Annotated in this window: 9 protein-coding genes; 2 read left to right on the forward strand and 7 right to left on the reverse strand. The window is 39.5% G+C overall.

Features of this window, described 5'->3' with window-relative positions; translation table 11 throughout:
- Positions 1-64 precede the first annotated feature (64 nt).
- Positions 65-1,270 (forward strand): pyridoxal phosphate-dependent aminotransferase, encoded by a 1,206-nt coding sequence (locus ACSZOX_RS17145; RefSeq protein WP_437921377.1) that lies wholly within the window; start codon positions 65-67, stop codon positions 1,268-1,270.
- Between the two features lie 68 nt (positions 1,271-1,338).
- Here ACSZOX_RS17145 and ACSZOX_RS17150 read toward each other — a convergent pair whose 3' ends face one another.
- The 5 genes from ACSZOX_RS17150 to ACSZOX_RS17170 all read right to left on the reverse strand — a co-directional run bounded on the left by ACSZOX_RS17150 (position 1,339) and on the right by ACSZOX_RS17170 (position 9,766).
- The gene (locus ACSZOX_RS17150) at positions 1,339-2,610 is read right to left on the reverse strand and encodes a glucose-1-phosphate adenylyltransferase (RefSeq protein WP_437921378.1); all 1,272 of its coding nucleotides are present in this window, start codon (positions 2,608-2,610) and stop codon (positions 1,339-1,341) included.
- A gap of 7 nt (positions 2,611-2,617) precedes the next feature.
- The gene (locus ACSZOX_RS17155; protein ID WP_437921379.1) at positions 2,618-4,030 is read right to left on the reverse strand and encodes a glycogen synthase; all 1,413 of its coding nucleotides are present in this window, start codon (positions 4,028-4,030) and stop codon (positions 2,618-2,620) included.
- A gap of 8 nt (positions 4,031-4,038) precedes the next feature.
- A complete protein-coding gene (gene glgB / locus ACSZOX_RS17160; RefSeq protein ID WP_437921380.1) occupies positions 4,039-5,943 on the reverse strand; it encodes a 1,4-alpha-glucan branching protein GlgB in 1,905 nt (634 codons plus the stop codon).
- A gap of 9 nt (positions 5,944-5,952) precedes the next feature.
- The gene (locus ACSZOX_RS17165) at positions 5,953-8,409 is read right to left on the reverse strand and encodes a glycoside hydrolase family 31 protein (protein WP_437921381.1); all 2,457 of its coding nucleotides are present in this window, start codon (positions 8,407-8,409) and stop codon (positions 5,953-5,955) included.
- Positions 8,410-8,518: 109 nt separating this feature from the next.
- Entirely contained in the window at positions 8,519-9,766 is a 1,248-nt protein-coding gene (locus ACSZOX_RS17170) for an ABC transporter permease (RefSeq protein ID WP_437921382.1), read from the reverse strand.
- Positions 9,767-9,926: 160 nt separating this feature from the next.
- Between ACSZOX_RS17170 and queA the strand changes: the two genes are divergently transcribed.
- On the forward strand, positions 9,927-10,976 hold the full coding sequence (queA, locus tag ACSZOX_RS17175) for a tRNA preQ1(34) S-adenosylmethionine ribosyltransferase-isomerase QueA (protein WP_437921383.1): 1,050 nt from the start codon (positions 9,927-9,929) through the stop codon (positions 10,974-10,976).
- 453 nt (positions 10,977-11,429) lie between these two features.
- On the opposite strand, the gene rpmA is transcribed toward queA, so the two are convergent.
- Entirely contained in the window at positions 11,430-11,696 is a 267-nt protein-coding gene (gene rpmA, locus ACSZOX_RS17180) for a 50S ribosomal protein L27 (protein ID WP_437921384.1), read from the reverse strand.
- A 48-nt stretch (positions 11,697-11,744) separates the two neighbouring features.
- Entirely contained in the window at positions 11,745-12,056 is a 312-nt protein-coding gene (rplU, locus tag ACSZOX_RS17185) for a 50S ribosomal protein L21 (RefSeq protein ID WP_437921385.1), read from the reverse strand.
- Between the last annotated feature and the right edge of the window lie 148 nt (positions 12,057-12,204).

Consider the following 12,204-nt stretch of genomic DNA (forward strand, 5'->3'; position numbering starts at 1 on the left):
TAAATTTCTTTTTTCTTAGCAATTAACGAATAATAATAGAGAGATATAATATCTTTACAAGATCATGAGTACGACATCATATTTATCAGATAGGATTAACAATTTATCCGAATCAGCGACTTTGAAAATGACAAAACTCGGTCGCGAGCTTGCCGCAAAAGGCATCAATGTTATCAGTTTAAGCGTAGGCGAACCTGACTTCAATACGCCTGATAATGTTAAAAATGCCGCTAAACTGGCTTTAGATGAAAACTACACACGTTATTCACCTGTACCAGGATATCCTGAGTTGCGCCAAGCTATAGTGAATAAACTCAAGTCAGAGAATGGACTTGACTACGAACCATCACAGATTGTCGTATCCACTGGAGCCAAACAGTCTCTTTCTAACGTTATCCTCACGTTGATCAACCCAGGTGACGAAGTCATTATTCCAACACCTTACTGGGTTTCTTATTCTGAAATGGTTGTTTTAGCAGAGGGAAAATCGGTATTTATCAATACAGATATTGAATCTGATTTCAAAATTACACCAGCGCAATTGGAAGAAGCTATCACACCGAAAACTAAATTATTCATGTTTTCATCCCCATGTAATCCAACAGGGTCGGTGTATAGCAAAACGGAATTAGAGGCTCTGGTTAAAGTCTTCGAAAAACATCCTGATATCTTCATTCTTTCGGATGAAATCTATGAACATATTAACTTCGTGGATAAACATGAATCTATCGCCCAATTCGACAGTGTAAAAGACCGTGTCATTATTGTCAATGGTTTTTCTAAAGCTTATGCAATGACTGGTTGGCGCTTGGGATATATCGCCGCTAATAAAGAGATTGCAGCTGCTAACGATAAACTCCAAGGACAAACGACTTCAGGTACATGTTCTATTGCACAACGCGCAGGTATTATTGCTTATCAAGACGGCTTAGAGAGTGTACAAAAAATGAAAGAGGCTTTCATACGTCGTCGTCAATTGGTATACGATTTATTGAATGATATTCCGGGTGTTAAGACGAACCTTCCTGAAGGAGCATTCTACTTTTTCCCAGAGATCAGTTCATTCTTTGGTAAAAAAGATGCACAAGGGAATGTGATTAAAGATTCCTCAGACTTGGCATTATATTTATTGAATGAAGGCCATATCGCTACCGTAGGAGGAGATTCATTTGGTAACAACAACTATATACGCCTGTCTTATGCTGCTTCGGACGAAAATCTAAAAGAAGCTTTGAGACGCATGAAAGTTGCTTTAGGAAACCTATCCTAAACGATACATTATAAAAAAACGGCTGTCAAAAATTGACAGCCGTTTTTTTATAATGTTATTTATGAAACTTAGCAGCCAATTGTTACGCCATTTGGTATTACCGCATTTTTCTTTACGACCACAATTCCGTCGCGAATGGTATGGGTATCGAAATCACCATCTGGTAAATGATCTCCCCCTTTAATACGAACATCATTACCTATGCGGCAGTTTTTATCCAAAATTGCGTTTTCAATATAACAACGTTCACCAACACCAACCGGAGGGGGTTGCTGGGTATTTCCCAAGGTCAACACATCTTCCAACGGTTCGTAATAATCTATTCCCATCATATAGGTTGATTTTATAACCGTCCCCTTCCCAATTCTGGAACGTATTCCGATGACGGAGCGTTCCAATTTATCACCGTTCAAAATACAGCCATCTGCAACAATAGTATTATTCAGCAGCGTTCCCGAGATTTTGGAGGGAGGCAACATACGCGCTCTTGTAAAGACCGTTTCATTAAATAAATTGAAATCCGGCACATCATCCGTTAAGCCTATATTGGCATCGAAGAAAGATTTAATCGTTCCAATATCTGTCCAATATCCGTCAAATTGATAGCTCAGTACACGTTTGGCCTCTATCGCATCTGGAATAATTTCCTTTCCAAAGTCCATTCCCGGATTGTCGGTCAACAAACTTTTAAGTACACCTTTGGTGAAGACATAAATCCCCATCGAAGCGAGATACCGACGACCTTTCACCTCCATATCGTCAGACACCTCTGAAGACCATTTAAGCACCTCTTCACTGTTAGGCTTTTCCGTAAAAGAAGTGACTTCATTATTCTCATTTGCCTTGAGAATACCAAAACCAGTGGCATCTTTCGCATTCACTGGAATAGTCGCAATGGTTACATCCCCACCATTCTCGACATGAAAATCGATCAGGGCCGAATAGTCCATCTGATAAAGCTGATCGCCCGAAAGAATAAGCACATACTCGTAATCAACATTCAGTAGATTCTTTTGCGTACGACGTACAGCGTCCGCAGTTCCCTCAAACCAACGGTCGCCTTCGATAGTTTGTTCAGCCGCAAGAATATCCACGAACCCTTTACTAAAAATGCTAAAATTGTACGAGTTTTTGATATGCTTATTCAGCGAAGCCGAATTAAACTGCGTTAAGACGAAAATCTTATTATAACCGGAGTTTAAACAATTCGAAATAGGAATATCCACCAATCGATACTTTCCTGCAATAGGAACAGCTGGTTTTGATCGCTGTTCTGTCAGAGGAGAAAGACGTGTTCCACGTCCGCCCCCTAATACAATGGAGACTACTTTATGTGCCATAATGAACCTATAATTGGTTATACAATTTTATATATTGTTGCGCTGACTTATCCCATGAAAAATCCAGTTCCATTTCCCTCTGCCGAATCTTATGCAGTGCTTTTGGATCCTCGATAACTTGTAAAGCTCGTTCTACCGCTTCCGTTGCTTCGTTAACCTCTGCATTTAGAAAGACAAAGCCATAACCGCCATCCTCCGTTATGTCTAGTACCGTATCTTTCAATCCACCTATTTTTCTGACAATAGGAATAGTACCATATTTCATCGCGTATAATTGATTTAAACCACAGGGTTCAACACGAGAAGGCATCAACAGCAAATCTGCAGCGGCGTAAACCTGATGCGCTAGGGTTTCATTATATCCAAAGAATACAGCGAAACGGTCTTCGTATCGATCGAGCAGAGCGGAAAGACTTTCCTGAATTCTTTCGTCTCCCGATCCTAAAATAAATATACTGATTTTGTTATCCTGATTCGTAAAAATATGTTCTAAAATCTGCGGTAATAAATCAGCTCCTTTTTCCAGTGCAAAACGTCCTATAAAAGCAAGTAGCGGGACGGTAGAATCAATTTTATATCGTTCACAAAATTCTTTTTTATTCGTTTTTTTACCTGACTTTACGGTAGATCTCCGATAGGTCTTATCGATCAACGTATCCAATTCTGGATTCCAGTAAAGATCATCTATGCCATTAACTATGCCGTATCCTTTTGCTTGTTCAGCCTGTATGAGGTCTTCTAATCCATTTGCTTGTTCAAATAGCTCTTGTAAATAACCTTCGCTTACTGTACTAAAAGCATCACAACATTTAATCGCGGCAGCGAATGGATTAATCACCCCTGCCCAATCCAACAACCCCCATTTCCAAGTATCAAATTTGGGAAGAAGAATGCCCTTGTTCCAGTTCATCCATCCTTGGTATTGTCCATTATGAATGGTGAACAATGTCTTGACTTCCGAAAACCCCTTGTATTCCAAAGAATGACGCATAAAAAACGGGAGCAGACCTACGTGATGGTCATGGCAGTTGACGACATCGGGCATGATTTCCGCAGATTTCATCCAATGCAAAAAAGCATGTTGAAAAGCGATCCATTGCTCCGCCTCGTCTGGATAACAATAAACTTCCTCCCGATCAAGTTTTCCTGGTATACGAATAAGATATAACGGGAATCCCAAAGGGTCTCCTTCTTCTTTTAAAACTTCATATCGCAGGTGCTCTGACCCTTGCATAAAGTCACCTTCGTGAATCAACGATAGCGATCGATCTTGTGTAAAGGGTTTATCATAAAAAGGCGATACAACCCAGGCGTCTACACCGAACTTCCTTTGATAACGAGGGAGAGCCCCTAAAACATCTGCTAAACCGCCTACTTTAGCTAAAGGAAAACATTCTACACTAACATGTATTACCAGCATATATCTATCTAAATTCGTTTCAAAACTAACCCTCCTAAAGGGGGTAATTCTATCGGTATTGAGTCTCCGCAATTCATCCAATAAATTGGTTCAGAAGTGACATCGATCGGATTCACACCACTACCATAATAACTGACATCATCAGAATTCAAAATCACTTTCCAACGTCCAGCGGTCGGTACACCTATACGATAGTTTCGAACGACCGGCGTTAAGTTGAGAACAATCAAAACATCATCTTCGATCCGATAGCCTTTACGTAGGTAAACGAAAATACTGTTTTCATGATCGCCCAATTCTATCCATTGAAAGCCCTCTGCACTAAAGCCTTTTTCGTATAATGCAGGTTCAGCACGATAAAGTCTATTTAAATCCTTGACGAACCTCTGCATTCCCTTATGTGGTTCATATTGTGTAAGATGCCAGTCTAGAGACTGATTGACATTCCATTCTGAGGTTTGCGCAAACTCGCCTCCCATAAAAAGCAATTTCGTACCAATAAAGGTATACATGTATAGATACAACGCTCTTAAATTGGCAAATCGTTGCCAATCGTCACCGGGCATCTTATAAATCAGCGCTTGTTTTCCATAAACAACCTCATCGTGAGATAAAGGCAACATAAAATTTTCATGAAACCCATATACGGTGGCAAAGGTCATTTGATCATGGTGATACTTCCGATGGATAGCATCCTCTTTAAAATAATTCAACGTATCATGCATCCATCCCATCATCCACTTCATTCCAAAACCAAGTCCACCTTCAAAAGTTGGTCGACTGACCCCTGGCCAAGAAGTAGATTCCTCAGCAATAGTCTGCACATCTGGAAAATGGGCATAGACAGCCTCGTTAAGTTCCTTTAGAAAATGAACAGCATCAAGATTTTCTCTTCCTCCAAATCCATTCGGTACCCATTCGCCTTCGTTACGCGAATAATCAAGATAGAGCATAGATGCAACGGCATCAACACGCAGCCCATCAATATGATAACGCTCTAACCAAAAGAAAGCATTCGATATCAGAAAAGAACGGATCTCATTTCTTCCGTAGTTAAAGATGTAAGATTTCCAATCCGGATGGTATCCTTTCCTTGGATCCTCATGTTCAAACAGATGTGATCCATCAAAACGATACAGACCATGTGCGTCTCCAGGAAAATGAGATGGAACCCAATCTAAGATTACACCTATACCGGCAACATGAAAACACTCGATAAGGTACATCAAATCTTGTGCATTGCCGTATCGCGATGATGCGGCAAAATAACCTGTGATCTGATACCCCCATGAAGGGTAATATGGATGTTCCATAATGGGCATTAATTCCACATGTGTGAACCCCATATCCTTTACATAAGGTACGAGTCGATCGGCTATTTCACGGTAAGTTAGAAACCGTTCACTGTCTTCCGAATCTCTCGCCCAAGAACCGATATGAACCTCATAAACAGAAAAAGGTTTATCTAATGCATTTTTATCAGGTCGGGACAACATCCAAGCATCATCCTGCCAGGCGTACCAGGTCGTAGCGACGACGGAAGCTGTACGAGGCGGCGTTTCGTGAAGTAGTGCAAATGGATCTGCCTTCTCCAATTGCTCGCCCGTTGCCGTGCGAATATGGTATTTATAGACTTCCCCCATTTCCAGACCTTCTATAAAACCTTCCCATATTCCGCTGCTATCCCATCTTACAAACAGCTGATGGCTGTGAGGATTCCAACCGTTAAAATTTCCAATCACAGATACGGCTTCCGCATTCGGAGCCCAAACTGCAAAATACACGCCTTGTTTTTCGTTCTGAATTAGTGCATGTGATCCTAGTTTCTCATAAAGTTTATAGTGTTTGCCTGAACGAAACAGGTCAATATCAAACTCCGTAAATAAAGAATAAACGCTTACCGCTTGGCCCATTATTATTTTCTATTCTATCGTTAATTTTCTGAATTCTTTTTCTACAGAGACATAAGGCAATTTTTCCTCGTCTAATAACACTTGAATTATAACACCATCCACTTCAACTTTGTTCACTGTAAATGGCAATCCGATAAAATAAATTTTATAGGTGTCAAACCTTTCATTGTACAGTCCTTCTTGGTGCTGCATAACGGTTAAACAGTCCGTTTTACTTTCCACAATGAAATGTTTTTCATTATACACACTTTGTTCATAGGCGAATGTATCCCCGTGATCTATATAAACATCCGAATCTTGTCGCCCATTTCCCCAATAGATATTCAATCGTAAGGATTCAATATTTTTCTCACTCGAATGTTGCATTACAGGATATTCTGGAATAACACTTCCTCCACGGATAAAAACAGGCATCTCATCCAACGGTGTATCGACTTGGTGTTCTTGGCTGCCTTCATACATGGTATTATCAAAATAATAGTACCAGCTTCCTTCGGGCAAATACACAATTTTAGATTGTTGCCCTGGATGCAAAATAGGAGAAACTAAAATATGATTTCCAAATGCAAACTCCTCCTCTCGCTGAAGGTTCTGAGGTTTATGCTGTTCTAGCAGTGATATGGGGCGTAGTATAGGTTCACGGTACTTATGTTGCCGCCAAAAGATCGTATAGATATATGGTAGTAACTTATAACGAAGCTCTATAAATTTCTTACAGATGGCCTCCCACTCTGGCCCAAAGCTCCAAGGCTCTCTGTCGCGCGTGTCGCCCGCAGAATGCACCCTCATGAATGGAGAAAAAACACCAAACTGCATCCATCTTGTATACAGTTCCCCATCAGGCTCTCCCGTGAAACCGCCGATATCTGTACCACAGAAAGACAAACCAGAAACCGATAAACGCTGCAATTGTAAAACACCAATACGCAAGTGCTCCCATGTTGCTATATTATCACCTGTCCATACCGATGAATAACGCTGTGTACCAGCATAGGCCGCTCTCGTAATGGTGAATGGTCTTTTGTTCTTTTGTAATTTCTTAAGCCCATCGTAAGTGGACCTTACCATCTGCATTCCGTAAATATTATGGGCTTTTCGATGCGAACCTCTAAAGCTTTCGTAATAATGCCTCACATCATCAGGAAAAGTTCCCCTACCGAAAACTGCAGGCTCATTCATATCATTCCAAACTCCAGCTACCCCATCTTCAACCAAACCTTTATACAATGTGCCCCACCACTCGCGAACCTTAGGATTGGTATAATCCGGAAATTGACAGCGGCCAGGCCAAACATAGCCCTCCATAAAATAATCGTCTCCTCGACGGCAGAAATAACGATTTTCCTTTCCCTCTTTGAAAACCCAGTAGTCTTCGTCCACCTTAATTCCCGGATCAATCATTACAACCGTCTTAAAACCTTCGGCAGCCAAATCGGAAATCATCTTCCTAGGATCTGGAAAATACCGCTTATTCCATGTAAAACAGCGGTAGCCATCCATATAATCAATGTCCAAGTAGATTGCATCACAAGGAATTTGGCGTTGACGAAATTGACGAGCGACTTCCCGTACATTTGACTCTGGATAATAACTCCAACGGCATTGATGATAACCTATCGCCCAAAGTGGTGGCATAAAATGTGTTCCCGTTAACTCATGATAGCGTTTGACCACATCCATAATTAACGGCCCATGTATATAATAATATTGCATCTCTCCACCTTCTGACCAGTAACTTGTACGATCATTTTTTTCGGCGGCAAAGTCAAAATAGGTTTTAAAAGTATTGTCGAAGAAGATTCCGTACGCATCACCTCCCGTTACACCAATATAAAAAGGGATGGTTTTATAGAGCGGATCCTGATTGAATCCAAATCCGTAAGTATCCGAGTTCCAGTTTTTATAGCGGCGACCTCTTAAATTGAGATTAGCTGATTTGTCTCCCAATCCATAAAATACTTCATCTTCCGTTGTTTTTTTGGTACAGTAAACATAATATCCCCCAAAATCTGGATTTTCCTCCCAGTGCATAGGTACTTGATCGGCGTTGAAGACCTTGCCTTGGATGTTTTCAAATGATACCAAAAAGTTCTCCTTTTGTATACGACATACAACTGCACTCGTTTTAATCAAAAATGCCACATCGGTTTCCTCAAAGAAAAAAGAAGTCGGACGAACATCCAAATCCTTTTTTATCGCATAGGAAAAATCGTCTAAAAATGAACTTTGAGGAGCTAAACGTACACGAATGATTTCGTCGGTAAATACCTTAACTTCTACCGTCGCTTTACCATCGGTGAAGAAAAAAGAATTTCCATCTTTTGTATAAGAAAAAGCGCTTGACAAATACTTCTTTTCGATAATAGGAACATCAAGAACAGGATTATTAACGTGATGTATGTTGTCTAATGTATCTCCAGCAACCAACTCATTCGCAAACTCTTCTTTTTTTTCAGATTCGGCCATAATCTTCTCTTTTTAAATCTACAATCATTTTAGTTGCAATTAAATTACAACTATTTTCCAACAATAGCTACCAAGAAAGAAATAAAAAAAGAAAATAGTCAGCGAACTGCTACTTGCTACGAATAGCCTCAACAGGATCTAATTTTGCCGCATTGATAGCGGGAACAATTCCTGCGATTAAACCAATAAGTGTAGACAGAATACTGGTAAGCATAACCATCTTAATACTCACCAATACAGCAAAACCCAACATGAGTTTAACAATTGCAGCCAAACCATAGACAATAAGTAAACCGATCCCACCGCCTATTAAGCAAAGAAAAATGCTCTCAAAAAGAAATTGAGATAATATAAAAAATTGTTTCGCACCAAGCGCTTTCTGTATCCCTATTAAATTCGTTCGTTCTTTCACGCTAACAAACATAATATTGGCTATTCCAAAACCGCCGACTAGGATAGAAAAAACACCAATACAGGCTCCTGCAAGGTTGATAACCACAAACATTTGATCCAATTGTTTGGTGATAAGTGTAGTCTTATTAACCGAAAAATTGTCTTCCCGTTGTGGAGGAATTCTTCTCACAGATCGCATAATACCGATCAATTCGCTTTCCGCCTCTTCCAGTGTGACTTCCGGCTTAACTTCTATGGATATACTTGGCTGATAGTTTTCATAATTTACCATATTACGTGCCAAAGTAAAAGGGATATAAGCAACATCATCATTCGAAACATTGATCAACATACCCGAGCCCTCCTTTTTTAAAACCCCGATCACCTGCAACTTCCGTCCCATCAAAGTAATATATTTACCCACCGCATTCTCCGAGGGAAACAACCCTTCCGCAATCGTCGCACCGAGTATGACACTGTTGCCGCCAGAACGAGACTCTTGCTCTGTAAAATACCGACCTTCAACAATATCCAAATTCCTTATGCTATAAACTTCATGTGTAGCAGCCGCTACCGTAATATTGGACGCCGAATTATTCTTGTATTTAGCCGTGCTATTGGAGATGTTAATCGAGTAAGCCACATCGAGTGCTGTAGTCATACGATCTTTCACCGATTCGAAATCTAGATATTTTGGTTCTGGACGACTTTCGTATTTCCAAAATGGAAAATCCGGACCACCATCCCAAGGCCATTTCTCGACATACAGCGTACGACTCCCTATTTTTCGTACGGATTCTTCCAAGTTATTGCGGAGGGTGTCCACAGCTGAGAAAACGCCAATGATCGTCATAATACCAATGGTCACTCCAAGCAACGACAAAACCGTTCTTGTACGATTATCGCGCAATGCCGAAATTGCAAATGCAAAACTCTCTTTAACCAGTCTGAGAAACAAAAACATATCCGCCTATAAATATAGAATAATAATTGACTTCTACGAATTAATAAGGCTAAAAATAGTATTTTTTAGATTAATAATACGTAACTTTGTAAGCCTTTTTGAAACCTTAACTTTCTTTATTTGTTAAGGTTTCGATAGAACAAAACATACGTAGAATAAGATGAAATTATCACAGTTTAAATTCAATTTACCAGAATCACTGTTGGCATCCGAACCTTCGGAACAACGAGACGAGTCCCGCCTTATGGTATTACACCGTGATTCAGGAAAAATAGAACACAAGATCTTCAAAGATGTCTTGGATTATTTTGATGACAAAGATGTTATGATCTTGAATAACACTAAAGTTTTCCCTGCCCGTATGTACGGCAATAAGGAGAAAACAGGTGCAACTATTGAAGTGTTTCTTCTAAGAGAATTAAACAAAGAGTTACGCCTATGGGATGTATTAGTTGACCCGGCGCGGAAAATACGTGTAGGAAATAAATTATATTTCGGTGATGACGATTTATTAGTTGCTGAGGTTGTTGACAATACCACTTCTAGAGGTCGTACCATCCGTTTCCTATTCGATGGCACCGATGAGGAGTTCCGTCGTAATATCGAAATTTTAGGCGAAACGCCTCTTCCAAAATACATTAAACGCAAAGCGACACCAGAAGATAAATTCAGGTATCAGACAATTTATGCGAAAAATGAAGGTGCTGTTGCTGCACCTACGGCTGGTCTACATTTCTCGCGCGAACTCATGAAGCGTTTAGAACTGAAAGGTGTTGACTTCGCCGAAGTAACATTACACGTTGGTTTAGGCACGTTCCGCACTGTGGAAGTAGAGGATTTAACTAAACACAAAATGGATTCAGAACAATTCATCATCACCGATGAGGCTGCTCGTACAGTAAACAAGGGGATCGATGCAAAAAGACGCATTTGTGCCGTAGGAACTACTTCGATGAGAGCCATAGAATCTTCTGTATCTGCCGACAGACACCTGAAAGCAGCAAACGATTGGACAAGTAAATTCATTTATCCGCCATACGATTTCAGTATTGCGAACTCGATGATTACGAACTTTCACACACCAGAGTCTACGCTATTGGTTATGATTGCAGCATTTGCAGGATATGAAAACACAATGAATGCGTACGAAGTGGCTGTAAAAGAAAAATACCGCTTCTATTCTTACGGCGACGCGATGTTGATCATCTAATCAGATCAATACTTTATAAAAAACAAGGCCAAATCTTTTGATTTGGCCTTGTTTTTTATAAACAAACCAACTTTTTTAAAAATATTTTATATTTTTAAAAAAAACAACTTGAAATCATGAGCAATATTGGAAAATTACTGATGGCAACCGCCATAATAATGTGCTTCGTTTGGATTTCTCAATTAGACAGCTCCGTATTTATCGCTTTTGATAAACTTACACACTTTTATCTTTTTACGGCATTCCCTTTATTTACTGTTGGGATTTACCTCTATCTGAAAGCAAAAAACAGGAGCGTTAATTAAGCCTTCATCCTATTATACAACACACAATAATCCTACCCCTATACAGGCTCTATCTATCCAATAGAATTACCCAACTCATCCAAAGTCTCTTAAACAAAAAAACGTGAAGAGAATGACCCCTTCACGTTTTTCTTAAAACTTTATTGTCTTAGTTCTGCTCTACAGCAGGAACTACAGATACATAAGATTTGTTGTTTGCTTTCTTACGAAAAACAACAGTACCATCAGTCAAAGCATACAATGTATGATCTTTACCAATACCAACATTTGCATCAGCATTATGTTGTGTACCACGTTGACGAACGATGATGTTTCCAGCGATAGCTTTCTGACCACCGAAAATTTTGATACCTAATCTCTTACTATGTGACTCACGGCCGTTCTTGGAACTACCCGCACCTTTTTTATGTGCCATTTCTTTATATTAATTTATGACTATGAAAAAGTCAGATTAAAAATTCAATTATAAACTGATTCCTGTAATAAGAATCTTAGTGAACTGTTGACGGTGACCGTTTTTCTTCTTGTAACCTTTACGGCGTTTCTTTTTGAAAACGATAACTTTATCACCTTTCAAATGAGACAAAATCGTAGCTGAAATTTTAGCACCAGCAATACTTGGTGTGCCTACAGTGAATTTACCACCGTCTTCTGCTAACAATACATTGTCAAATTCAATACTAGCGCCCTCATCTCCTTGTAAGCGGTGCACAAAAAGATATTGGTCTTTTGCAACCTTAAATTGCTGTCCTGCTATATTTACTATTGCGTACATTGTTATATAATATATGTTAATTATTAAATGAGTTGCAAAGGTATGAAATAAATTAAAAAATAAAAATATAAAAGCTAAAATAATAGGATCATTGCTGTAAATAAAAAACCGTTTCTAAGACAAATTCTCCTACCATAGCCTTTTAGCT

Source organism: Sphingobacterium sp. LRF_L2, assembly GCF_965644235.1.
Taxonomy (GTDB): domain Bacteria; phylum Bacteroidota; class Bacteroidia; order Sphingobacteriales; family Sphingobacteriaceae; genus Sphingobacterium.